We start from the raw sequence: 23,598 nt of genomic DNA on the forward strand, positions 1-23,598 counted from the left end.
CCCCGCGCCCTTATTCAGGATTCAACATGCATTACCAAACCGTGTTGTTCGACCTCGATGGCACCCTGACCGACCCGCGCGAGGGCATCACCCGTTCGATCCAGTTCGCCCTGAGCAAACTCGGTATCGAAGAACCCGACTTGACCAAGCTTGAACACTTCATCGGCCCGCCGCTGTTGCAGGCGTTCATGCAGTTCTACGACTTCGACGAGCCCAAGGCGTGGGAGGCGGTGAATTTCTATCGCGAGCGCTTCAAGGTCACCGGCCTGTACGAAAACCGCGTGTTCGATGGCGTCACGCCGCTGCTCGAAACCCTCGGCGGGCAAGGGCGTCAGCTGTACATCGCGACCTCCAAGCCGTGGATCTTCGCCCGGGAAATCGCTCGGCACTTCGACTTCGCCAAACACTTCAAGGTGATTTACGGCAGCGAGCTGGATGGCACGCGGACCAACAAAGTCGAGTTGATCGCCCACCTGATGGCGGAAGAAGGCCTGGACCCGGCCAACACCTTGATGATCGGCGACCGCAAACACGACCTGATCGGCGCGCGCAGCAATGGGCTGGATGCGGCGGCGGTTGGGTATGGTTTCGGCAGCCGCGAGGAATTGAGTGCGGAAGCACCGACTTATCATTTTGAAACGCTGGATGAGATGCATCAGGCGTTTTTGCAGCGCTAGCAAGTACGCCTTCGCGGGCAAGCCTCGCTCCTACGGATCTTCATCAGTCCTGTAGGAGCGAGGCTTGCCCGCGAAGGCGTCCGCCGATACACATCCTGATCAACTGTTCTCACTCAAAACCCTTCTTGTCGTTCTAGCCTGAAGAGGCGGGCCACGATCAAGGAGGATCATCATTGCCGGAGTTAAAACACGCTCACCGATTGCGCACAGGACGATATTCGGAGTCCGGGCAGATTTACCTACTGACAGCGGTGCTTTTGAATCGAGAACCGTTGTTCCGCGACTTCTACAATGGGCGTTTGGTGGTTGATGCTTTTCGAACGGCAGAGCGAGAAGAGTTTGCGACGTCGCTAGCCTGGGTCGTCATGCCCGATCATTTCCATTGGTTGATCGAGCTAAAAAATACTCAGCTACCCAAGTTGATGGCTCGGACCAAATCACGCATTGCAGTGACGCTTAATCGTTCAGTTGGCCGTCAAGGTCCGGTTTGGCAACACGGCTATCATGATCGCGCCATTCGAAAGGAAGAGGACTTGCAGGCGGTTGCTCGCTACATCGTCGCTAACCCGTTGCGTGCGGGTTTGGTTGAGAAGGTAGGGAATTATCCTCTGTGGGATGCAATCTGGTTGTGACCTTAAGGGCGCCTTCGCGGGCAAGCCTCGCTCCTACGGATGTTCATCAGTCCTGTAGGAGCGAGGCTTGCCCGCGAAGGGGGCCGTTCAATCACCGGAAATTTTCGATTCCGCCAAAGCCTTCAATGCCGCCTTGCGCTCAGTAACCTCCAAAGCACCAAGCTTCTCCACCGCCGCATAAAACTTCACCCAATCCCCACCCGCTTGCCGGAACAACGCCGCAAACGCCGGCACCCACTGATCGTACAAACCAAACGGCAACAACCGCGCATTGTTCATCGGCGCGTTGATCCACGCGTCATAGCGTTTATCTCCAGCCCATTGGCTGTCGCGTATCTGCCGGTATTCGGCTCGTAGGCGCTCGAACTCAGCGGCTTTGCGTTGCCTCATCTGCTCGGTTGGCAGCGGCAGGGCGTAGAGTTTTTCCAGTCGCGAGCGCGTATCCAGAACCAACTGAATGAACTGATCCCGTCGCTGCGCCTGGGCGCCGTTGTCCGGCGCCAACCCGCGATGGGCGCGCCACTGTCGAGTGCCTTCCTGTTCAACGAACGTGGCGAAAGACTCGTTGAACTCCGTGTCGTCCTTCACATAAAAGCGCTGATGCGCCAGTTCATGGAAGATCAACGTTGCCAACCGTTCATCGCCCCAACCCATCATCGAACTGATAATCGGATCGTTGAACCAGCCGAGCGTCGAATAGGCCTCGACGCCGCCGATCGACACGTCCATACCTTGCAGTCGCAGCAACGCCGCCTCACCACGGGCCGCGCTCTGGTTGTAATAGCCGCGGTAGGCGACGCAACCGGCGACGGGAAAGCAGTGGTTTTGCGGCGTCAGGGAAAATTCCGGCGTGGCGAACACGTTCCAGACTACGAACGGTCGGCCAATGTCGGCGTACAAACGGTAGCTCTGGTTATCCGGCAGATGCAGCTGCTGGCTGGCAAACGCCCGGGCCTTTTGCGACTGGGCCAGATGCGCACGCAGCTTTTGATCGCGGGTGGGGTCGGCAATCACGTCGGAAACTGGCTCTCGAGCCCGCAGCAATTGCAGCTGGCCACTGGCCAATTGGCCGTAATAGCTGACGCTGGCGCAACCGTTGAGCAACAAAAACAACACACCCGGAAACAAAACACGCAAAACGCGATCAAGTAACCCAAGGCTTGGAAGCGGCCTGATCAAAATAAAATCATCCCTGGAGAGTCTTCCCGCAAGACTATCCCGCCTGACTGGAGCTCCGCTATGCGCAAGATGATGCTGACGGGAGGCCTGTTGTTGCTGACAGGCTGTGCAGGATTCGGATTACCCCACCATGATCCGTCTCAAGCGTGGATCGATCTCGATACACCGCAGGAAGACACCGCATTGCAAGCGCTGGAAGTCGATGACAAGGCCTCCACCGACAAGCGCTACTTCGAGGTCCAGCCCGGCAGTCATGAATTGACGGTGCGTTATCTGTTCCCGGTCGATCCGAGCAACATCGGGCCGGACGCCGAGCCGCTATGGCGCGATTGCCAACTGAATGTGAAATTCAACAATTTCAACGCGGGTGAGAAATATCAGCTGCAAGCAGGGAATATCGGTTTTCGGCCGTGGGCCAAGCTCTATGACCAACAGCGAAAAGTGATAGGCCAAGGCTCTCCGGCAGGCTGTCAACGGACCTGATCGGCGTTATGCTGAATGACCAAACATCGGGACATTCATCATGCGCAGGTTATTGCTATTGCTCGCGGCAAGCGCCTTTGCCGGTTGCCAGAGCCCGTTACCGGCGGTCGATCCACAGATGGCCTGGGTCGAGTTTTCTACGCCATTCCCGAACGATAAGTTGCTGATGGCGGAACGACTGGACAAGCAGCGACTGCGCGATGGGCGTTTCTTCCAGGTGACGCCCGGCAGCCATGAGCTGGTCGTTCGATTCGACTTTGAAGTGCCCGGTGGCGGGGGCTTTGGTGTGATGAGCGGTCCCACGGAACGGTTGTGCTACCTGACCATCAACTACGATCATTTCGAAGCAGGCCAGCGTTATGTGCTGGAAGGCCGTTCGATAGCGTTCACTCCCGGCGCTCGTTTGTACAACGCCAAGCGGGAAATCGTCGCTGAAGACCGAGAGTCCTATTGCCTCATGTGAGGCGGATCAACTGTCGTTCTTCTGGTAAATGATGGCTTTGGCGCCGTTGTCGCAAGTGCCGACGACCATCGCGGCGTCATGCTGGGCGGCCTCTTCCTTCGACACGATTTCCAGCGTGTAGGAGGGCACGGCATTCGCCTGAATCTTCACTTCGATCTCATTCTTGAGTTCTTCGCAATCCTTGGGCGCAGCGAGTGCCGAAGTGGCCAGCACACTGCAGATAATCGCCAGGGCAAAACGTTTCATGGTTGAAGCTCCTTTGAGGCAGCACGCAGGTTGATGCGTTTTCACTGCTGTCATTTATTCGACCACAGGGACGCCAGCCGGGTTTTGTTTCAGCGCAAAAAAATCGCAGCCTGTCGAAGGCTGCGATTTTTTTTGCCCGATAAGACGGGTCTAGAGCAGCGTCGCATCCAGGCTGATTTTCGCATTCAGCACTTTGGACACCGGGCAGCCTTCTTTGGCTTTATTGCTCAGTTCCTCGAACTGCGCCTGGGTCGCCCCAGGGATTTTCGCCTTCAGGATCAACTTCACCGCAGTGATCGCAAACCCTCCGTCGACCTGGTCCAGCGTGACCTCGGCATTCGTATCGATGCTGTCAGCCTTGAGACCGGCGTCGCCGAGAATCATTGAAAAAGCCATGGAGAAACAACCGGCGTGGGCCGCGCCGATCAGCTCTTCCGGATTGGTGCCTTTACCGCCTTCGAAACGTGCCTTGAAGCCGTAGGGGGCTTCTCTGAGAACACCGGTTTCGGTGGAAATCGAGCCGATGCCGGTTTTCAGGTCGCCTTCCCAATGCGCCGATGCTTTCTTGGTAATAGCCATGTCTGCCTCCTCAAGATCCGGCGCGAAGCGTCGCGCCTTCGTGGTTTTCGGTTGCCAGGGTTCTGAGGATAGACGGCGGTGCAAAGTTCACCTGAATTCATTAATCCTACCGTTTTCGTAGGTTTTTTTGTCTCGGCTATTGAAACTCGGGTATATGCCCTCATTGCATGAAGCACGCTTATGGATTCGGCAGGTTTTCGTTTGCAAGAAAAAACCTGCGACCTCAACTGGAGAAGCAGGTTTATGAAACGACTGTCCGATATCAAATTCTCGACCCTTGATCTGGTGCCCGTGCGCGAGAACGGCAGTGCGGCCCAGTCGCTGCGCAACTCCCTGGACCTGGCGCAGCACGTTGAAAAATTTGGCTACAACCGCTTCTGGGTGGCCGAGCACCACAACATGGACGGCATCGCCAGCTCCGCGACCTCGGTGTTGCTGGGCTATCTGGCCGGCGGCACGTCGACCATTCGGGTCGGTTCAGGTGGCGTGATGTTGCCCAACCACGCGCCATTGGTGATCGCCGAGCAGTTCGGCACCCTCGAAAGCCTGTATCCGGGCCGGATCGACCTGGGCCTGGGCCGCGCCCCCGGTTCCGATCAGATGACTGCACGCGCCTTGCGTCGCGAGCGTTCCGGCAGTGCCGATGATTTCCCTGAAGATGTGGCGGAGCTGGTGCGCTACCTCGGTCCACGCACGCCAGACCAGCGAATCATCGCCATGCCGGGCACAGGCACCAACGTTCCGGTCTGGTTGTTGGGGTCGAGCCTGTTCAGTGCACAACTGGCAGGTGAGCGCGGTTTGCCCTACGCGTTCGCTTCCCATTTCGCACCGCGCTTCATGCATGAGGCGATTCGCGTCTATCGCAATCACTTCAAGCCTTCAGCGGTATTGGACAAGCCCTACGTGATGCTTGGCGTTCCGCTGGTAGCGGCTGACACCGACGAGCAGGCCGAGTATCTGGCAACATCGGTTTACCAGCGCATCCTCGCGTTGATGCGTGGTCAAAGCCTGGTCCAGCGTCCACCGGTGAAAACCATGGATGGCCTGTGGCTGCCCCATGAGAAAGAAGCGGTGCATGATTTCCTGGGACTGGCGATGGTGGGCAGCCCGCAGAAAATCCGCGCCAAGCTGGACGTATTGATCGAGCAGACCCAGGCAGACGAGCTGATTTTTACCTGCGACCTGTATGAACATGCCGATCGCGTGCATTCCTATGAGCTGCTGGCGCAAGTCATGAAGGGCTGACGCTTAAACAGCGCGCATAAAAAAGCCGACGCCATTGCGTCGGCTTTTTCGTTTAACGATGGAATCGGCCTAGCGTTTGTAGACGATTTCCTTGGTGCCTTTCTCACAGGTGCCGACGATTTTTCCGCCAGCAGCGGTACCCTTATCAACGATTTCCAGTGAGTAGCCAGAAACGCCTTTGGCATCCAGCTTCGCTGCAATTTCGGCTTTCAGCTCTTCGCATGCCTTGCCGTCAGCAAACGCCGCGCCCGCAAGGCTCAACAAACCTACCGCCAACATAAACTTCTTCATCGGTCGCATTCCCTGGTCGGATCAAAGGGAGCATCCAGCCATCAGCCGGATGCACTCATGTAGCGCTTTGCCATTCCCTATGGCACTCGGCCAGCGCGCAAGTTCAGAAGACTAGCTCAATCTTAGCTGCTGGCAATCCGGAACCCGACCTTGAGCGTCACCTGGAAGTGCGCTGCCTTGCCGTCCTTGATGTGCCCGCGGGTTTCGGTCACTTCGAACCATTCCATGTACTTGAGACTTTTACTGGCTTCGGCCAGCGCGTTGTTGATGGCGTCTTCAATGCTGCTGGTGGATGAGCCGACAAGTTCGACTTTCTTGTAAGTGTGATGGTCAGTCATGGGCGTTCTCCTCAGGGTGTGAAATACAGCCTAGCAGTGATTTTTCGTATTACTTCTGCCGGCCTTCAAGAGGCAGAAGTTCAGATTTACTGCACTTTCTTGAACCTCTGAAGTCCCAACCAACACACGCCACTCATCATCAATGCAGGAGAGCCACCATGGCCAATACCTCTTTACGTAAAGCCTCATTGCAAAGCATGGAAGCCGAGATCGAGAGTCTGTTGAAGTCTTTGGAGAACCTGAAGGACGACGCCTCGGACGAGTCGCGTAAAACCCTCAAGGCGCTGAAAGCCAATGCCGAGAGCGCCCTCAAGCATTCGCGACATTTGCTCAGCGATGCGTACGAAGAAGTCAAAGTCAAAACCCGTGAAACCGGGATCGCCACTCGGGACTACGCCCAGGAACACCCTTGGACTACAGCCGGTGTCGCGGTGGGTGCGTTGGGTCTGCTTGCGGCTTACTTGCTGTGCAAACGCGGTGACTAATCTGTTTGGCGCAGTTCGTTTTTGAGCCACTGCGCCAGTTGCCGAGCGCGCCCGTCCGCGGCGCGCTTGGGTAGCCACAACGCCAGTTGCGCCGGGGTTTCGCTGAAACCCCACGGCGCAACCAGGCGCCCTGCCTTCAAGTCCTCGGCGACTAAAGGTTCAGGGGCAATCGCGACACCGAGACCAGCCACTGCCGCCTCCAGCAAATAATACAAATGCTCGAAGCCCTGCCCGTACTTCAACGCTTTGGCGTCGAGGCCGCTTTGCTGCGCCCAGCTTGGCCAGGCCTGCGGACGGGAAGTGGTGTGCAGCAACGGCTGCTTCAACAGCGCGCTTGCTGGCGCCTGTTGAAGCAGTTCGTAATCGGCAAAGCGTGGACTCATGACCGGGCCGATGCGTTCGCTGGCCAATTCGTAAACCTGCATGTCCGCAGGCCATGGCGGCTCGGCGAACACTAGCAAAGCGTCCAGCCCCGGACGACGGGGATCGAGATCGCCTTCTCCGGCGGACAAGTGCAAGCGCAGGTCCGGTAGGTCAGCATTCAACCGCCCCAAACGCGGAATAAACCAGCGCGCCAGCAGACTGCCCGAACAGCCGAGCACGAACGGCGCGTCGGCGGTGCTTTGGGTCAACTCGGCGCAGACCGTGCGCAAGCGCTCAAAGGCTTCAGCGCTGGCATCGCGCAATCGCACGCCGGCATCTGTGAGTTTAAGGCCGCGACCATCCTTGATGAACAGACTCACCCCGAGATGCTCTTCGAGCACTTTCAATTGCCGGCTGACTGCACCATGGGTGACGTGCAGCTGTTCGGCGGCCTGGCTGACGCTGTTCAGGCGGGCAGTGGCTTCGAAGGCGCGAAGCGCGTTCAGCGGGGGAAGGTCGTGGCTCATGGGATCTGTGAGTTTTCCTGACAGGTTGCGGCGATCTTATCGGTTTTCAGCCTGAGGCGTCAGGGGTAGAGTTAAGCCCACTCTCTTTTCAAAAGCTTCATCTCACCCATTCAACCGGAGCGACCCATGACCCAGACTAATCTGCGCAACGGCCCCGACGCCAACGGCCTGTTTGGCTCGTTCGGCGGCCGCTACGTCGCCGAAACCCTGATGCCGTTGATCCTAGATCTGGCCCGCGAGTACGAAGCGGCCAAGGAAGATCCGGCATTCAAAGAAGAATTGGCCTACTTCCAGCGCGACTATGTCGGACGTCCAAGCCCACTCTATTTCGCTGAACGCCTGACCGAGTTCTGCGGCGGCGCGAAGATTTATCTCAAGCGTGAAGAGCTGAACCACACCGGCGCGCACAAGATCAACAACTGCATCGGCCAGATCCTGCTGGCGCGGCGCATGGGCAAGAAACGCATCATCGCCGAGACCGGCGCCGGCATGCACGGCGTGGCGACGGCTACCGTGGCGGCGCGTTTTGGCCTCGACTGCGTGATCTACATGGGCACCACCGACATTGAACGTCAGCAAGCGAACGTGTTCCGCATGAAACTGCTGGGCGCCGAGGTGATCCCGGTCGTGGCCGGCACCGGCACCCTGAAAGACGCGATGAACGAAGCGCTGCGTGACTGGGTGACCAACGTCGACAGCACTTTCTACCTGATCGGCACCGTGGCCGGTCCGCACCCTTACCCTGCGATGGTTCGCGACTTCCAGGCCGTCATCGGCAAGGAAACCCGTGACCAACTGCAAGCCCAGGAAGGTCGTCTGCCAGACAGCCTGGTCGCATGCATCGGCGGTGGCTCCAACGCCATGGGCCTGTTCCACCCGTTCCTCGACGACAAGAGCGTCGAAATCATTGGTGTCGAAGCGGCCGGTTACGGCATCGAGACCGGCAAGCACGCGGCCAGCCTGAATGGCGGCGTACCGGGCGTATTGCACGGCAACCGTACCTTCCTGCTGCAGGATGACGACGGCCAGATCATCGACGCCCACTCGATCTCCGCCGGCCTCGACTACCCAGGCATCGGCCCTGAACACGCCTGGTTGCATGACATCGGTCGCGTTCAATACACCTCGGTGACCGACGACGAAGCCCTCGACGCGTTCCACAAGTGCTGCCGCCTGGAAGGGATTATTCCTGCACTGGAAAGCGCCCATGCCTTGGCCGAAGTGTTCAAACGCGCACCGACCCTGCCGAAAGATCACTTGATGGTGGTCAACCTGTCCGGTCGCGGGGACAAAGACATGCAAACCGTGATGCACCACATGGAAAACTCTCAACAAGTGCAGTCCCAGCAGGAGAAACACTGATGAGCCGCCTGCAAACGCGTTTTGCCGAACTCAAGGAACAAAACCGCGCCGCCCTGGTGACCTTCGTCACCGCCGGCGACCCGAGCTATGACACTTCCCTGGCGATCCTCAAAGGTTTGCCTGGTGCTGGCGCCGACGTTATCGAGTTGGGCATGCCTTTCACCGACCCAATGGCTGACGGCCCGGCGATCCAGCTGGCCAACATCCGCGCCTTGGGCGCCAAACAGAACCTGGCGAAAACCCTGCAAATGGTTCGCGAGTTCCGCGAAGGCAACAGCGATACGCCGCTGGTGCTGATGGGTTACTTCAACCCGATCCACATGTACGGCGTACCGCGCTTCATCGCCGACGCCAAAGAGGCCGGCGTGGATGGCCTGATCGTGGTCGACCTGCCGCCCGAGCACAACGGCGAACTGTGCGACCCGGCCCAGGCTGCCGGTCTGGACTTCATCCGCCTGACTACCCCGACGACCGATGATGTGCGTTTGCCGACGGTCTTGAACGGTAGCTCCGGTTTCGTTTACTACGTGTCTGTGGCCGGTGTGACCGGTGCCGGCGCGGCGACGCTGGAGCACGTTGAAGAAGCGGTGGCCCGTCTGCGCCGCCACACCGATCTGCCGATCAGCATCGGTTTCGGTATTCGTACACCGGAGCAAGCAGCGTCCATCGCACGTCTGGCCGACGGTGTGGTGGTGGGTTCGGCGTTGATCGATCACATCGCCAATGCCTCGACGCCGGATCAAGCGGTCGATGGCGTGTTGAGTCTTTGCGCGGCATTGGCCGATGGCGTGCGTCAGGCCCGCGTCAGCTGAAGGTAAAGTTCCTGATACAGAGGAATTAGAGCCTCGCGGTACAGACTAAACAGCAAGACCGAGGGCTTCAGGACTACGTTCTGAAGCCCTTTTTGCTGTGTGTGCCGTGAGGAAAGACCCGATGAAAATGCCGAAACGTCTGATTGCCAGCCTGGGTGTGCTGATGCTCAGTGCCACCCCGTTGCTGCACGCCAGCGCCGATCAGCGCGACGATCACGACCGCGGCGGTCAGCAACAGGGCCATTACGATAACCATGGCGATGACCATCGAGGCCCGCAGGACAACCATCGCGGTGGCCCTCCGCCACGGGACTTTGGTCCGGTGCGCCAGACGATTCATGACAATCATGGCTACTTCGTACGGGGTGCGCCGCCACCTCCAGGCATTCATCTGGAGCGTGGTCGGCCATTGCCGCACGGTTATTACGGCGAACGCCTGGACAACCGCGCGCTGAGTCGGCTGCCGTATTACCAGGGTTACGAATGGCGCCGCGCGGGGGGCGACATTGTGCTGATCGCCGTGGGTACCGGGATCGTCTATGAAATTCTGGAAGGGGTGCTCTGACGTGATGAAACTGTAGGAGCGAGCCTGCTCGCGATGGTCGTTAACGATAACGCGTGTTTCCCGACGGAACCCGGCGCTTTCAAGTCCATCGCGAGCAGGCTCGCTCCTACAGTGGGCAGCAATTACTACGGCAATTCCAATCCGCCCGCTGCTTTGTGCAATTTACGCAAATGCTCGCCAACCTGCTTCAGGTTGGCTTCGTTGGCAGCCATCTCCGCCGCACGACTCGGGTCGAGCAGCGCTCTCACTTCCTTGTCCAGGTCGCCGGTCAGCGCCTGGAGCTGCTTTTGCCTCAGGCTGCTTTCCGATTCCAGGCGTTGCCACTCGCTGGGTTGCGGCAAGCCATAACCGCCGGTACCGAGCAGCTCCGCCGGACGACTGAGGAAGCCGCTGTTGGCGAGAATCTGCTTCAACGTCGCATTGGCCTTGTCCATACCGCCGTTCTGCAATTCCCGGGCACCGAGATAGCGTTGCTTCACTTCGTCCTGGGCCAGCACCAGTTGTTGCCGGAAAGCGGCCTGCTCCAGTAGCAGTAAAGCCGCGCTGGTGCGCAGGTCAGCCTGATCAATCCATTTACGACGCTCTTCGGCCTTTAAGGCCAGCCAGTCTTCGACCTTGTCCTGTTTGATCGGCAGGTGCTTTTTCAGCACCTCGAACATCGCTTGATAGCGATCGCGGAAAGAGTCGAAGCGATAGCCCAGACGCAGCGCTTCGCGAGGATCGTCCAGCACGCTGGTATCCGCCAGGCCGCGACCCTTGAGCACTTCCAGCAAGCCGTTGGGCATGATGTTGTCCAGCCCGACCAGCTTTGCGTTGTTGGTGCCGCTGCGCAGCAACTTCAGGCCTTCTACCGCGCAGTTGTTGGACAGGAAGAAGTAATTGCCGTCGTAGCTCCAGTGCATCTCGGCGGCGTGTTCCACCACGTCTTCGATCTCGTTGCGCGACAGGTTCAGCGGCACCGAGGCGAGGCTGCGCAATTCGGTCTTGGTGTACTCATCGATGACCTGGGCCAGCGGCAGGACGAACAGGCGCGACGGGTATTTGCCGACCAATCCATCCCAGCTCGACAGCTGTACATCACCGACGAAGGCGCGGTAGGACAACACCAGGTGTTGATCCAGATCCAGCCGGCAATCCGGCCCTCGTGGCCGGCCGGGAGCACAGATCACCAGGCGCAACATGCTGTGGCCCCAGCGGCTGACCCAGTTCTGGTTGGCTTCGGCCAACAGATAATCCACGGCATACACCCGCTCCGGATCGACCTGGCCCAGAGGTTGTTTGGCGAAGTCGTTACCGGCATTGAGGAAGGCGAACGATTTGCCGCAGGTGTCTTTGGCGGCGGGAGCCCAGCCGAAATGTTCTTTGTAGTAGCGGTAGAGCGCAGGGCGGCGACAGGCGTAGCTCGGGTCGAGGAGGAAGTACTCCATGTTCACCGCGACGAACTCTTTGGGACTGCTGGTCTCGTAGATGTCCGGGCTGCGGGCGATCTGGCGGTTGTACTGTTCGCGCTCGCCGCGACGGCCCACGTATTGCGGCCAGCCTGCGAGGTCGAGCAGGCGCGGGTCATCGCTGAGGGTAAAGCGTCGCTCGGACTGGCCACGGCATTCATCCGGAATGCCGATTAGGCCGGAGCTGTTGGTGCGCCGGGTGCAGCGCTGGATCAGCGTGCGTTCGGCGGCTGGCCAAAAACGCGAGCGGTCATAGATGTGGGTGAGTTCGTGCAGCACCGTGGCCAGCATTTCCCTGCGCACGGTGCCGTGGGGGCGATAAGTCTTCTTGGTTGCGGCGCTGCCGTCGGTGAGGCTGGCGAGCAGGTTGCGGTTCAGGTCGAGCTCGGACACCAGCGACGCCTGGCCGTAGGCATTGCTCGGCATGTCATCGGTCCAGCCAACGTCGATGCGTCGGTCGAGCTGCTCGATGAACCGCGGCGGCAACGCCTGCATGGCTTCATCAAGCAGCGCCTGGCTGGCCTGCTGTTGCGCGGGACTCAGGCCTTCGGTCTTGAGCTGTAATTGCAGTCCGGCCTGAGCCGTGTTGCCGAGCAGCAACATGGCCCCCATCAGAAGCCAGGCATTTAGCGACCTCACAGTGCGAGGATGGCTTCGGCGATGACCTGATCACTGGCGTCCCGAGCTTCCGGCACGCGGGTGCGCAATAGGTTGAGCGCTGCTTCCAGGTGCGCGCCTCGGATATCGCCATCACTGGCGACGAAACTGGCGGCATCGTCATGGGCTTCTCGAACGATTTTCGCGTCACGGATGGACGTCGTGGTATCGGAAGTGAAATCAAGGGTCCGGCGAGTGGCGTTGATGAGGATGTTGCTGGTGGCAACCAGGGTGTGCGCCTGGGTTACATCGGCCAACAGCAGCAGGCCAAGGGTGGCGACAATCAGCGGGCTACGCATGGAACGACTCCGGAGGAACGAGGATAACTATTGGACGAGAATAGCGTGTGCCAGTTCAAGGTCGCTTGCATGAAGTTTTGGCTGGGTCTGGCGCAGGTAAATCAGGGCCGACTCCAGTTGCGCGCCTCGCAGTTGGCCGTCACTGGCGATAAATGAAGCGGCGTCATCCCTGGCGGCGAGCAGAAGCTTACGGTCGAAGGGGGCGGAGGTCACCATGCTTGTGGCGTAGCCCGTAGCTACGACGCCTTGCGTCGTCAGGTCGAAGGCATGGGCCAGGCTTGCCCAACTGGCCGCCATGAGAACCGGAGTGATCAACAGACAGGTAAGAAAACGCATGAGACTCGACAGTTGAAAACGAGTCCCAAGGCTAGCGCAACGCCCGGTTTAGAGCCAGCGCCGAAACATCGGGACACGTTGGGCGTGTCCCGGATATGGATGACGCCTGGTTAGATCGTCAGGATGGCCTGAGCCAGCTGTGCGTCAGTCGCGTTCAGTTGAGGGGCCTGGTGGCGAATGTGGTCGAGTGCGCTTTCCAGTTTCACGCCACGAATGGCGCCTTCGCTGGCGACGAAGCTGGCGGCGTCGTCACGGGCCGCGCGTACGATCTTGTCATCGCGAAAGGACGAGGTGACATCGGAAGTGGCATCGGACGTAGCCTTGAGTGCACCGACGACGGCATCGGTGGTCACGATGAAGCTGGTGGCGTGGGAATTGGCAGCCACGGCAAGCAGGGCTGCAGCGCTGAGCAGACGAAGACGGGACATGGTGTAACTCCTTTTGGTAAACCGATTGAGAGGTGGCGCGGTGTCTGTTGAGTCAGACGCCTGTCGCGCAGTCATCGCCACGTTCTGGCTTGATATTAGGCCTGTAGGTGTCGATTCGCACAGCCCCGTCTGTTCAGGCGGACATCAGCGCCAGAACGGCTTATCCAATTCTTTGACACGATCTGAATGACTGATACCCAGGTCAGACAGCTGCCTGCCGTCGAGTTGCGCCAGTAAACGCCGGGTTCTGGCTCTTTCGAGGCTGTTGGCGAGGCCTCTGAACACTCTTCCAAGCCAGGTAAACCGAGGCTTGGATTGCGAAGTGGTCGCGGGGAGATCCAGTGGATGATCCATGGTGCAGTCCTTTTGCTGGCAGGTCGGGATTTCATGATGATCCCGCCCGGTTCGCCAAGACAGACACACACGCTTGAAATTGTACTGGTTCAGTTTTTAATAAAATCAAACTGTACCTGTAGTTGAGTGTACTTATTGTTTTGAGGATTTCATCACCCCAAAACGACAAAACCCGTCGTGGTTTCCCACGACGGGTCTTGTTTGTTCAATTCGGGTGCTGGCGGTTGACCTTAAAGATCAGAGCCAGCGACGCTAACTTAGCGCCAGAACGGCTTGCTCAGCTCTTCGTAGCGTTGTGCTTCGCTAATCCCGGCGTCAGCCAGCAGACGCGAATCCAGGCGAGCCAGTTGGTGGCGGCTGGAGATGCGGCGCTGCCACAGCATCAGGTTGGCGATAACGCGCAGAGGCATGGAAGCCTGGGTTTTTGCAGCGGTGTCTTCGAAGAACAGATCGGAACTGAGTGTACGTTCCATGGTTTTCATCCTTCCGCTTGTGGCGGGATTAGGTAGTGGTTTAACTGATGCCAATGATCCTCTTGTTTGGCCAGTCTCTCTAGATACAGTTCACCTGTATTGTGAGGGACCAGTTAACTGTTAAAGGGTGGTGTACTGGTCTAAATTGAGGCAACTGTACCTATCAGCACTAATGTGGTGCATTTTTGGTGATTCAGGTCGAAAAGGTAGGCCATTACGGTAGGAAAAGACCAGTACAGCAGTACAGTTTTAAACACATTTCTGCCTGGCAATAGTCCGCTGTCGAAACTGTGTTTGCGACAGCGGCTATCTGTATCAATTACACCGTCAGCATTCGACCGGTTTCTTCCAGGTTGATGTGCCAGCTCAGGGCGTCTCGCAAGATATGTGGCGTGTGCCCGCCGATGGCGCAAGCGGCGGTGAAGTAGTCATCCAGCGCCTGGCGATAGTCCGGGTGTACGCAATTATCGATGATGACGCGAGCCCGCTCCCGCGGTGCCAGCCCGCGCAAGTCCGCCAGACCGACCTCGGTCACGAGGATGTCGACGTCATGTTCCGTGTGATCGACGTGGCTGACCATCGGCACCACGCTGGAGATCGCACCGCCCTTGGCAATCGACTTGGTGACGAAGATCGCCAGGTGCGCGTTGCGCGCGAAGTCGCCCGAGCCACCGATGCCGTTCATCATTCGCGTGCCGCAGACGTGGGTAGAGTTGACGTTGCCGTACAGGTCGAACTCCAGCGCAGTGTTGATGCCGATGATCCCAAGGCGGCGCACCACTTCCGGGTGGTTGGAGATTTCCTGCGGACGCAGGACCAGCTTGTCCTTGTAACGCTCCAGGTTGCCGAACACATCAGCGTTGCGGCGGCTCGACAAGGTGATCGAACTACCAGACGCAAAGCTCAGCTTGCCGGCGTCGATCAGGTCGAAGGTCGAGTCCTGCAGCACCTCGGAATACATGGTCAGGTCTTCGAACGGAGAATCGATCAGTCCGCACATCACCGAGTTGGCAATGGTGCCGATGCCGGCCTGCAATGGGCCGAGCTTGTTAGTCATGCGCCCAGCCGCCACTTCCTGCTTGAAGAAGTCGATCAGGTGGTCGGCAATGGCCTGGGTATCAACGTCTGGTGGCAGCACCGTCGACGGCGAGTCGGACTGATTGGTGATGACGATCGCGACGATCTTTTCAGGCGGGATCGGAATGGCGGTGCTGCCAATGCGATCGTCGACCTTCACCAGCGGAATCGGCGTGCGGGTCGGGCGATACGTCGGGATATAGATGTCGTGCAAACCCTCGAGGTTCGGGTTATGCGCCAGGTTGATCTCGACGATCACCTGTTTGGCGAAAATCGCGAAGCTGGCCGAGTTGCCCACCGAAGTGGTCGGCACGATGTGGCCTTGCTCAGTGATCGCCACGGCCTCGATGACGGCGATGTCCGGCAGTTTCAGCTGCTGGTTGCGCAGCGACTCCACGGTTTCTGAAAGATGCTGGTCAATAAACATCACTTCGCCGGCGTTGATCGCCTTGCGCAATGTGCTGTCGACCTGGAACGGCATGCGTCGCGACAGGACGCCGGCTTCGGTGAGCTGTTTATCAAGGTCGTTGCCCAGGCTGGCGCCGGTCATCAGCGTGATTTTCAGCGGGGTGACTTTGGCGCGTTCGGCCAATGCATGAGGCACGGCTTTGGCTTCGCCGGCGCGCGTGAAACCACTCATGCCGACGGTCATGCCGTCCTCAATCAGAGCGGCAGCGTCAGCGGCGCTCATCACCTTATCCAACAACGAAGGCAAGCGAATACGATCACGGTACATGGATTGTTATCTCGGGCAACGGAAGCAAGGTGTGCAGTCTAGTGATTTCAAAAAAAATCCTCCCGCTACCATGGTCGAATGCAGACCCCTGATTTAGAGCCTTTGGTCGGGTTTCACGGGGAATAAAAAAACCCCAGCCTACTAAAGGCTGAGGTTTTGGGTATTGCGCTGGAGCAGTTTTTACTCGACGGCTTTGACCATGTCTTCGATGACTTTCTTGGCGTCGCCGAAGACCATCATGGTTTTGTCGAGGTAGAACAGTTCGTTGTCCAGGCCGGCATAACCGCTGGCCATCGAACGTTTGTTGACGATGATCGTCTTGGCCTTGAACGCTTCGAGAATCGGCATCCCGGCAATCGGCGATTTCGGATCGTTCTTCGCCGCCGGGTTGACCACGTCGTTGGCGCCGAGCACCAGCACCACGTCGGCCTGACCGAACTCGGAGTTGATGTCTTCCATCTCGAACACCTGGTCGTAAGGCACTTCAGCCTCGGCCAGCAGTACGTTCATGTGACCAGGCATACGACCCGCCACCGGGTGGATCGCGTATTTCACGGTCACGCCACGATGGCTCAGCTTCTCGGTCAGCTCTTTCAGTGCGTGCTGCGCCCGTGCTACCGCCAGGCCGTAGCCTGGAACGATGATTACGGTATCGGCGTTGGTCAGCAGGAAGGTCGCGTCGTCGGCCGAGCCGGATTTCACCGGGCGGGCTTCCTTGGCGCCAGCCGGGCCGGCATCGGCCGTATTGCCGAAACCACCGAGCAGCACATTAAAGAAGGAGCGGTTCATCGCCTTGCACATGATGTACGAGAGGATCGCACCGGACGAACCCACCAGCGAGCCCGCGATGATCAGCATCGAGTTGTTCAGCGAGAAGCCGATACCCGCTGCTGCCCAACCGGAGTAACTGTTAAGCATCGACACCACAACCGGCATGTCTGCGCCGCCAATCGGGATGATGATCAGGACGCCCATCACGAAGGCCAGCACCAGCATCAGCGCGAATGCACTGAGATTGCCGGTCAGCATGAAGGTGATGCCCAGCGCCAGTGTCGCCAGACCCAGCAGCAGGTTCAGCTTGTGTTGGCCGCCGAACTGTACTGGTGCACCCTGGAACAGGCGGAACTTGTACTTGCCCGAGAGCTTGCCGAACGCGATCACCGAACCGGAGAAGGTGATTGCACCGATGGCTGCACCCAGGAACAGCTCCAGACGGTTGCCCGCAGGAATCGAATCACCCAATTGCTTGACGATGCCCAGCGATTGCGGCTCAACAACAGCGGCGATCGCGATGAACACCGCGGCCATACCGATCATGCTGTGCATGAAGGCGACCAGTTCCGGCATCTTGGTCATTTCAACGCGCTTGGCCATGATCGAGCCAGCGGTGCCGCCGACCAGCAGGCCGACGATGACGTAACCGATACCGGCGGTGGCCAGCTCAGCGCCCAGCTTATAGATGAGGCCTACGGTGGTGAGGATCGCCAACGCCATGCCGAGCATGCCGTACAGGTTGCCGCGACGCGACGTGGTCGGGTGCGACAGGCCTTTCAAGGCCTGGATGAAGCAGATGGACGCGATCAAGTAGAGCGTCGTTACGAGGTTCATGCTCATTACTTAGGCGCCTCTTCTTTTACGGCTTTCGGGGCTTTTTTCTTGAACATCTCAAGCATCCTGCGGGTCACCAGGAAGCCGCCGAATACGTTCACTGCCGCCAGGGCCACGGCCAGCGTGCCCATGGTTTTGCCCAGTGGCGTAACGGTCAGCGCCGCGGCGAGCATGGCGCCGACGATCACGATCGCCGAAATGGCGTTGGTGACCGCCATCAACGGCGTGTGCAGCGCGGGTGTAACGTTCCAGACCACGTGATAACCGACATAAATCGCCAGCACGAAGATGATCAGGTTGTAGATACCGGGGGAGATAAGCTCTTCCATCGTCTGAATCCCTGCTTAGGCGTTTTTGCGGATGACTTGGCCGTCGCGGCACATCAGGCACGCGGCGACGATGTCGTCTTCTAGGTTCACTTCGAACTGGCCTTCTTTGTTGAAGACCAGCTTCAGGAAGTCCAGCAGGTTGCGTGCGTACAGGGCCGAAGCGTCTGCCGCGACCGCGCCGGCCAGATTGGTAGGACCGCAAATGGTCACGCCATTCTCGACCACAACCTGATCGGCCACGGTCAGCGGGCAGTTGCCGCCCTGGGCTGCGGCGAGGTCGATGACCACCGAGCCTGGCTTCATCTGCGCCACGGTTTCCGCGCTCAACAGCGTCGGTGCCTTGCGGCCCGGAATCAGTGCCGTGGTGATGACAATGTCAGCCTGCTTGGCGCGCTCGTGCACGGCCAGGGCCTGACGCTGCATCCAGCTCGCCGGCATTGGGCGTGCGTAACCGCCGACACCGACGGCGCATTCGCGCTCTTCATCGGTCTCATAAGGCACGTCGACGAATTTGGCACCGAGGGATTCGATCTGCTCTTTAACCGCAGGTCGCACGTCAGACGCTTCAATCACCGCACCCAGACGTTTCGCCGTAGCGATCGCCTGCAAACCGGCTACCCCGGCGCCAAGAATCAGCACGCGCGCCGCTTTCACGGTGCCCGCAGCGGTCATCAGCATCGGCATGAAGCGAGGGTAATGGTGAGCGGCCAGCAACACGGCTTTATAGCCGGCGATGTTGGCTTGCGAAGACAGCACATCCAGGCTCTGGGCGCGGGAGGTGCGTGGTGCGGCTTCCAGCGCAAACGCGGTGATTCCGCACTCGGCCAGTTTGGCGATGGTTTCATTGCTGAACGGGTTGAGCATGCCCACCACAACGGTGCCGCTCTTGATCAGAGCGAGTTCGCTGTCGCTGGGTGCGACCACCTTGAGAATCAGCTCGGCACCAAACGCATCGTTGGCGCTGCCAATGGTTGCGCCTGCCGCTTCATAAGCACTGTCGACAACGCTGGCGTTAATGCCGGCGCCGCTTTGCACAGTGACCTTATGACCCTGGCCGATCAGCTTCTTGATGGTTTCCGGGGTTGCAGCAACCCGTGTTTCACCCGTCTGGGTTTCGAGAGGAACACCAATGTGCACGTCAAATCTCCTGCGTGATCTTATTGAGTAAACCCAGGCACTTCGGATGGTGCGGCTGGGGCGGCCGATCAGCACGATCCCGCCAAATCAGGGCGGGGCGCGGCATTTTGCAGGCGAACTTTGTGCCCTTCAAGGGATTATGACGGGTGACGGAAAATTAACTACAAGTCACCCCGTGACCGAATGTCGCAACCAACCGTTTCAATCCCTTGCAGGCCGTGCCTTGTAAGGTTTTTCGCCAAAATTAAAGAAATTACACATCGGTACGGTGAATGCACTGTTATTGCCATCGAATAGCGGCTCAAGGCCACGTTTTCAGGCGCTTGTGGGACGTTTGTACAGCTTCTAGGTACAGTCTGCGAATATGCGACAAATACTTATATCTGTAGGGCTTTCAGTTTATTGACTACGGGGTCAGCTAATGGCGAAGAGCCTTTATCCTTCTAGGCTGTAGCTTTGTGCCTGATTTACCAGCCAGTCGCGAAAGGCCTTCAAAGACGCAGATTCGACCTTTCGATCAGGAATCATCAGGTAATACGCCTTGATGCTGGACAGCGCCTGAGCGTTGGCAATCACCAGCCGCTTCTCCGCCAGCTCGCGCTGAATCAGGAACGGCGGGATCAAGGCGATCCCCATGTCATGCATCGCCGCTTGGGCAAGCATGGAGAATAGCTCGTAGCGCGGCCCTGTCATGTCGCGGGGGATATTAAGGTTTTGCGAGTTGAACCATTGGCGCCAGGCATAGGGGCGGGTGGTCTGTTGCAGCAAGGGCAGTTCGGCGATTTCAGCGGGTGTGAGGCTTGTCCTTTTGCCCAGTAGGTTGGGGCTGCACACAGGCATGGGATTTTCGCCCATCAGCCTGTGGGATTCAGTGCCTGACCAGTCTGCATCGCCAAAGTAAATGGCGGCATCGAAGTCTGTGTCGGCAAACAGGAACGGGCGTGTGCGGTTAGTGAGGTTGACCGTCACTTCCGGATGTTTTTGCTGGAAGTCCTTGAGTCTTGGCAGCAGCCATTGGGTGCCGAAGGTTGGTACGACTGCCAGCTCAATCACGTTGGTACCCTGTTGGCCCATCACTGACAGGGTGTCGCGCTCTACGGCGTCCAGCTGTGTTGCTACCCGACGGCTGTAGGAAAGCCCGGCTTCAGTCAGCTTCACTCCACGCCGCGAGCGTCGGAACAATTCCACACTCAAGAACTCCTCAAGGCTGGCGATCTGTCGGCAGATCGCTCCCTGAGTGAGGGAAAGCTCCTGGGCTGCCTTGGTAAAGCTCTCGTGGCGTGCCGCTGCTTCAAAGCTGACCAGGGCGGTTGTGCTGGGGATCTTCCTGCGCATGTACGTCAACCTCACTAATACATCGTACAAAAAACTGCTTCGCGATGTTTCGGAGTGAGAAATTAGCACAACAGTATGCAAAATCCTCGTTTGTGGTAACGCCGAACCCAGCCTAGGATCAGTCCACATTATTTGACCCGATTCGAGAGGACACACTCATGGGCGGTAAAGCTAGCTTCAACTGGATCGATCCCCTGCTGCTGGATCAACAGCTCACCGAAGAAGAGCGCATGATTCGCGACACTGCCGAGCAATTCGCTCAGCAGAAGCTCGCGCCACGTGTTCTTGAAGCTTTCCGTCATGAAAAGACCGACCCGGCGATCTTCCGTGAAATGGGTGAAGTCGGCCTGCTGGGTGCAACCATCCCTGAGCAATATGGCGGCAGCGGTCTGAACTATGTCAGCTACGGTCTGATTGCTCGTGAAGTTGAGCGCGTCGATTCGGGTTATCGCTCGATGATGAGCGTGCAGTCCTCTTTGGTGATGGTGCCGATCAATGAATTCGGTACTGAGGCCCAGAAGCAGAAGTATCTGCCGAAACTGGCCTCGGGCGAGTGGATTGGCTGTTTCGGTCTGACCGAGCCTAACCACGGTTCCGACCCGGGCGCGATGATTACCCGTGCACGCAAAGTGGAAGGCGGCTACAGCCTGACCGGCAGCAAGATGTGGATCACCAACAGCCCGATCGCCGATGTATTCGTGGTCTGGGGCAAGGACGACGAGGGCGACATCCGTGGCTTCGTTCTGGAGAAAGGCTGGAAAGGCCTGAGCGCGCCGGCCATTCACGGCAAAGTGGGGCTGCGTGCATCCATCACTGGTGAGATCGTCATGGACAACGTGTTTGTCCCTGAAGAGAACATCTTCCCTGACGTCCGTGGTTTGAAAGGCCCGTTTACTTGCCTGAACTCGGCACGTTATGGCATTTCCTGGGGGGCGTTGGGCGCGGCCGAGTTCTGCTGGCACACCGCTCGTCAATACACCCTGGATCGTCAGCAGTTCGGTCGTCCATTGGCTGCTACTCAATTGATCCAGAAGAAACTGGCTGACATGCAGACCGAAATCACCTTGGCTCTGCAAGGCTGTCTGCGCCTGGGTCGTATGAAAGATGAAGGCACCGCTGCGGTCGAAATCACGTCGATGATGAAGCGCAACTCTTGCGGCAAGTCCCTGGACATTGCTCGGATGGCGCGTGACATGTTGGGTGGTAACGGTATCTCCGATGAATTCGGCGTGGCGCGTCACCTGGTCAACCTGGAAGTGGTGAATACCTATGAAGGTACGCATGACGTCCACGCGCTGATCCTTGGTCGTGCGCAGACTGGCCTCCAGGCGTTCTATTAATAGGAGAACGGCCATGGGCGCGCTTTCGCATCTACGGGTACTGGATTTGTCGCGGGTGCTGGCCGGGCCGTGGTCCGGTCAGATACTGGCGGACCTTGGCGCCGAGGTGATCAAGGTCGAGCGTCCGGGCAATGGCGATGACACGCGCGCCTGGGGGCCTCCTTTTCTGAAGGACGCCTATGGCGAGAACACCAGCGAGGCCGCCTACTACTTGTCGGCCAATCGCAACAAGCAATCGGTGACCATCGACTTCACTCGCCCGGAGGGGCAGAAGTTGGTGCGTGAGCTGGCGGCGAAGTCAGACATCTTGATCGAGAACTTCAAGGTCGGTGGTCTGGCGGCTTATGGATTGGATTATGAGTCGCTCAAAGAGGCCAATCCGAATCTGATCTACTGCTCGATCACCGGATTTGGTCAGACGGGTCCTTACGCCAAGCGCGCGGGTTATGACTTCATGATCCAGGGCTTGGGCGGCCTGATGAGTCTGACGGGGCGACCAGAAGGTGATGATGGTGCCGGGCCGGTGAAAGTCGGCGTGGCGCTGACGGACATTTTGACCGGGCTTTACTCGACCGTGGCGATTCTCGCAGCGCTTGCGCATCGGGATCATGACGGTGGCGGCCAACATATCGATATGGCGTTGCTGGATGTCCAGGTGGCATGTCTGGCTAACCAGGCGATGAACTACCTGACGACAGGCAATGCGCCGAAGCGGCTGGGTAATGCACATCCGAACATCGTGCCGTATCAGGACTTTCCTACAGCAGATGGCGATTTCATTCTCACTGTGGGTAATGACGGGCAGTTCCGCAAATTTGCGGAAGTGGCCGGGCAGCCGCAGTGGGCGGATGATCCGCGCTTTGCCACCAACAAGCTGCGGGTGGCGAACCGTGCGGTGCTGATTCCGTTGATTCGCCAGGCTACGGTGTTCAAGACCACTGCTGAGTGGGTGTCGCAGTTGGAGCGGGCAGGCGTACCGTGTGGTCCGATCAATGATCTGGCTCTGGTGTTTGCCGACCCTCAGGTAAAGGCGCGCGGTTTGGCGATTGAGCTGCCTCACGCCTTGGCAGGGATGGTGCCGCAGGTGGCGAGCCCGATTCGTCTGTCCGAGACACCGGTGGAGTACCGCAATGCGCCTCCTTTGCTGGGCGAGCATACGATGGCAGTGCTGCAGCGGGTGTTGGGCCTGGACGCTTGTGCGGTGACTGCATTAAAGGACGCTGGAGTGCTTTGAGGAGTCCTTCTATATAGAGGGCGTGGTTTTGCTCTTCTATATAGAGGGAGGCGCGCTGTTTTCAGGCTTTCTGCAAGTTATTGATAGAAAGGCTAAATTAGGGGTTGACGGCAGATTCTGGAAGTCTATAATTCGCCCCACTTCCGGCGCAGTCGAAACGAAAAACTCCTTGGTAAACAAAGAGTTACGCAGTTTTCGACAGCGAGTTGCTTCAGGTCATCGAAGCCCAGAAGGAGTTGAAAGAGCGGTGTTGTTTGGCTCTTTTGACGATTCGATCTTCTCGGTCGAAAGCGGAGAAAAAGAGGTGTTGACAGCAGCGAGTAACGCTGTAGAATTCGCCTCCCGCTAACGAGAGATCGGAAGCGCAAGTGGTTGAAGTTGCAAAGGAAACTTTGAAAACTTCTGAAAATAACCGCTTGACAGATACAGAGGACGCTGTAGAATGCGCGCCTCGGTTGAGACGAAAGATCTTAACCAACCGCTCTTTAACAACTGAATCAAGCAATTCGTGTGGGTGCTTGTGGAGTCAGACTGATAGTCAACAAGATTGTCAGCATCAC

At 58.3% G+C, this 23,598-nt stretch carries 29 protein-coding genes; 12 read left to right on the top strand and 17 right to left on the bottom strand.

The genetic code is table 11. The features are described from left to right. The first annotated feature begins 26 nt into the window (after positions 1-26). Together KGB27_RS08455 and KGB27_RS08460 are read left to right on the top strand one after the other, a co-directional pair. Positions 27-677: an HAD family hydrolase gene (locus KGB27_RS08455; RefSeq protein WP_008044671.1), complete on the top strand. Its 651-nt coding sequence runs from the start codon at positions 27-29 to the stop codon at positions 675-677. A gap of 173 nt (positions 678-850) precedes the next feature. Further along, positions 851-1,309, top strand: a complete 459-nt coding sequence (locus KGB27_RS08460; RefSeq protein ID WP_008027719.1) for an REP-associated tyrosine transposase — start codon at positions 851-853, stop codon at positions 1,307-1,309. Positions 1,310-1,396: 87 nt separating this feature from the next. On the opposite strand, the gene KGB27_RS08465 is transcribed toward KGB27_RS08460, so the two are convergent. Beyond that, positions 1,397-2,488: an aminopeptidase gene (locus KGB27_RS08465; protein WP_223553914.1), complete on the bottom strand. Its 1,092-nt coding sequence runs from the start codon at positions 2,486-2,488 to the stop codon at positions 1,397-1,399. A gap of 60 nt (positions 2,489-2,548) precedes the next feature. Between KGB27_RS08465 and KGB27_RS08470 the strand changes: the two genes are divergently transcribed. Both KGB27_RS08470 and KGB27_RS08475 read left to right on the top strand, forming a co-directional pair. Beyond that, complete coding sequence (locus tag KGB27_RS08470; RefSeq protein WP_223553916.1) at positions 2,549-2,971, top strand: hypothetical protein; 423 nt, start codon at positions 2,549-2,551, stop codon at positions 2,969-2,971. 40 nt (positions 2,972-3,011) lie between these two features. Further along, positions 3,012-3,434 carry a hypothetical protein gene (locus KGB27_RS08475; protein ID WP_223481143.1) on the top strand — a complete coding sequence of 141 codons (423 nt, stop codon included), beginning with the start codon at positions 3,012-3,014 and terminating at the stop codon, positions 3,432-3,434. Positions 3,435-3,440: 6 nt separating this feature from the next. Here KGB27_RS08475 and KGB27_RS08480 read toward each other — a convergent pair whose 3' ends face one another. Beyond that, entirely contained in the window at positions 3,441-3,680 is a 240-nt protein-coding gene (locus KGB27_RS08480; RefSeq protein WP_223553918.1) for a DUF1161 domain-containing protein, read from the bottom strand. Between the two features lie 150 nt (positions 3,681-3,830). Continuing rightward, on the bottom strand, positions 3,831-4,259 hold the full coding sequence (locus KGB27_RS08485) for an OsmC family protein (RefSeq protein ID WP_008044663.1): 429 nt from the start codon (positions 4,257-4,259) through the stop codon (positions 3,831-3,833). A gap of 243 nt (positions 4,260-4,502) precedes the next feature. On the opposite strand from KGB27_RS08485, the gene KGB27_RS08490 reads away from it, so the two are divergent. After that, complete coding sequence (locus KGB27_RS08490) at positions 4,503-5,504, top strand: LLM class flavin-dependent oxidoreductase (protein ID WP_223553920.1); 1,002 nt, start codon at positions 4,503-4,505, stop codon at positions 5,502-5,504. Between the two features lie 69 nt (positions 5,505-5,573). Here the strand turns inward: KGB27_RS08490 and KGB27_RS08495 are convergent, their stop codons facing one another. Then, a complete protein-coding gene (locus KGB27_RS08495) occupies positions 5,574-5,795 on the bottom strand; it encodes a DUF1161 domain-containing protein (protein WP_223553922.1) in 222 nt (73 codons plus the stop codon). 122 nt (positions 5,796-5,917) lie between these two features. After that, positions 5,918-6,133 (bottom strand): dodecin, encoded by a 216-nt coding sequence (locus KGB27_RS08500; protein ID WP_008027736.1) that lies wholly within the window; start codon positions 6,131-6,133, stop codon positions 5,918-5,920. 158 nt (positions 6,134-6,291) lie between these two features. On the opposite strand from KGB27_RS08500, the gene KGB27_RS08505 reads away from it, so the two are divergent. Next, positions 6,292-6,618, top strand: coding sequence for a YqjD family protein (locus tag KGB27_RS08505; RefSeq protein WP_008027738.1), 327 nt, complete (start codon positions 6,292-6,294; stop codon positions 6,616-6,618). On the opposite strand, the gene KGB27_RS08510 is transcribed toward KGB27_RS08505, so the two are convergent. Next, positions 6,615-7,508: a LysR family transcriptional regulator gene (locus tag KGB27_RS08510; RefSeq protein ID WP_207285026.1), complete on the bottom strand. Its 894-nt coding sequence runs from the start codon at positions 7,506-7,508 to the stop codon at positions 6,615-6,617. The genes KGB27_RS08505 and KGB27_RS08510 overlap by 4 nt on opposite strands. A gap of 126 nt (positions 7,509-7,634) precedes the next feature. Here KGB27_RS08510 and trpB point away from each other — a divergent pair, with 126 nt between their 5' ends. The 3 genes from trpB to KGB27_RS08525 all read left to right on the top strand — a co-directional run bounded on the left by trpB (position 7,635) and on the right by KGB27_RS08525 (position 10,247). After that, positions 7,635-8,870: a tryptophan synthase subunit beta gene (gene trpB / locus KGB27_RS08515; RefSeq protein ID WP_008027742.1), complete on the top strand. Its 1,236-nt coding sequence runs from the start codon at positions 7,635-7,637 to the stop codon at positions 8,868-8,870. Beyond that, positions 8,870-9,682 carry a tryptophan synthase subunit alpha gene (gene trpA / locus KGB27_RS08520; protein WP_008027744.1) on the top strand — a complete coding sequence of 271 codons (813 nt, stop codon included), beginning with the start codon at positions 8,870-8,872 and terminating at the stop codon, positions 9,680-9,682. The genes trpB and trpA overlap by 1 nt, the downstream gene beginning before the upstream one ends. Before the next feature lie 121 nt (positions 9,683-9,803). Further along, positions 9,804-10,247: an anti-virulence regulator CigR family protein gene (locus tag KGB27_RS08525; RefSeq protein WP_207285027.1), complete on the top strand. Its 444-nt coding sequence runs from the start codon at positions 9,804-9,806 to the stop codon at positions 10,245-10,247. Between the two features lie 125 nt (positions 10,248-10,372). Here the strand turns inward: KGB27_RS08525 and KGB27_RS08530 are convergent, their stop codons facing one another. From KGB27_RS08530 to KGB27_RS08580, 11 genes are all read right to left on the bottom strand, one after another. Beyond that, complete coding sequence (locus KGB27_RS08530; protein ID WP_223553925.1) at positions 10,373-12,334, bottom strand: DUF4105 domain-containing protein; 1,962 nt, start codon at positions 12,332-12,334, stop codon at positions 10,373-10,375. After that, positions 12,331-12,651: a DUF2388 domain-containing protein gene (locus KGB27_RS08535; protein ID WP_008027752.1), complete on the bottom strand. Its 321-nt coding sequence runs from the start codon at positions 12,649-12,651 to the stop codon at positions 12,331-12,333. Before KGB27_RS08535 ends, KGB27_RS08530 begins: the two co-directional genes overlap by 4 nt. Before the next feature lie 27 nt (positions 12,652-12,678). Next, positions 12,679-12,987 carry a DUF2388 domain-containing protein gene (locus KGB27_RS08540; protein ID WP_008044658.1) on the bottom strand — a complete coding sequence of 103 codons (309 nt, stop codon included), beginning with the start codon at positions 12,985-12,987 and terminating at the stop codon, positions 12,679-12,681. 110 nt (positions 12,988-13,097) lie between these two features. Further along, entirely contained in the window at positions 13,098-13,415 is a 318-nt protein-coding gene (locus tag KGB27_RS08545; protein WP_008044656.1) for a DUF2388 domain-containing protein, read from the bottom strand. 144 nt (positions 13,416-13,559) lie between these two features. Then, positions 13,560-13,769 carry a DUF1127 domain-containing protein gene (locus KGB27_RS08550; RefSeq protein WP_207285029.1) on the bottom strand — a complete coding sequence of 70 codons (210 nt, stop codon included), beginning with the start codon at positions 13,767-13,769 and terminating at the stop codon, positions 13,560-13,562. 257 nt (positions 13,770-14,026) lie between these two features. Next, on the bottom strand, positions 14,027-14,242 hold the full coding sequence (locus KGB27_RS08555) for a DUF1127 domain-containing protein (protein ID WP_007947887.1): 216 nt from the start codon (positions 14,240-14,242) through the stop codon (positions 14,027-14,029). 319 nt (positions 14,243-14,561) lie between these two features. Then, positions 14,562-16,055, bottom strand: coding sequence for an acetyl-CoA hydrolase/transferase family protein (locus tag KGB27_RS08560; RefSeq protein WP_008027760.1), 1,494 nt, complete (start codon positions 16,053-16,055; stop codon positions 14,562-14,564). A gap of 180 nt (positions 16,056-16,235) precedes the next feature. Continuing rightward, the gene (locus KGB27_RS08565) at positions 16,236-17,669 is read right to left on the bottom strand and encodes an NAD(P)(+) transhydrogenase (Re/Si-specific) subunit beta (protein ID WP_008027761.1); all 1,434 of its coding nucleotides are present in this window, start codon (positions 17,667-17,669) and stop codon (positions 16,236-16,238) included. After that, positions 17,669-17,992, bottom strand: a complete 324-nt coding sequence (locus KGB27_RS08570) for an NAD(P) transhydrogenase subunit alpha (RefSeq protein WP_003187010.1) — start codon at positions 17,990-17,992, stop codon at positions 17,669-17,671. Before KGB27_RS08570 ends, KGB27_RS08565 begins: the two co-directional genes overlap by 1 nt. A 15-nt stretch (positions 17,993-18,007) precedes the next feature. After that, positions 18,008-19,129, bottom strand: coding sequence for a Re/Si-specific NAD(P)(+) transhydrogenase subunit alpha (locus KGB27_RS08575; RefSeq protein ID WP_008027764.1), 1,122 nt, complete (start codon positions 19,127-19,129; stop codon positions 18,008-18,010). Positions 19,130-19,564: 435 nt separating this feature from the next. Continuing rightward, on the bottom strand, positions 19,565-20,464 hold the full coding sequence (locus KGB27_RS08580) for a LysR family transcriptional regulator (protein WP_192417875.1): 900 nt from the start codon (positions 20,462-20,464) through the stop codon (positions 19,565-19,567). Between the two features lie 158 nt (positions 20,465-20,622). Between KGB27_RS08580 and KGB27_RS08585 the strand changes: the two genes are divergently transcribed. Genes KGB27_RS08585 through KGB27_RS08595 form a run of 3 tightly spaced genes read left to right on the top strand, consistent with a single transcriptional unit; the run spans position 20,623 to position 23,387 of the window. Beyond that, complete coding sequence (locus KGB27_RS08585; protein ID WP_008027768.1) at positions 20,623-21,804, top strand: acyl-CoA dehydrogenase; 1,182 nt, start codon at positions 20,623-20,625, stop codon at positions 21,802-21,804. Positions 21,805-21,817: 13 nt separating this feature from the next. After that, positions 21,818-23,038 carry a CaiB/BaiF CoA transferase family protein gene (locus KGB27_RS08590; protein WP_223553927.1) on the top strand — a complete coding sequence of 407 codons (1,221 nt, stop codon included), beginning with the start codon at positions 21,818-21,820 and terminating at the stop codon, positions 23,036-23,038. A 28-nt stretch (positions 23,039-23,066) separates the two neighbouring features. Next, positions 23,067-23,387: a hypothetical protein gene (locus KGB27_RS08595; protein ID WP_223553930.1), complete on the top strand. Its 321-nt coding sequence runs from the start codon at positions 23,067-23,069 to the stop codon at positions 23,385-23,387. Positions 23,388-23,598 lie beyond the last annotated feature (211 nt).

It is taken from the genome of Pseudomonas sp. BF-R-01, assembly GCF_019946615.1.
Taxonomy (GTDB): Bacteria; Pseudomonadota; Gammaproteobacteria; order Pseudomonadales; family Pseudomonadaceae; genus Aquipseudomonas; species Aquipseudomonas migulae.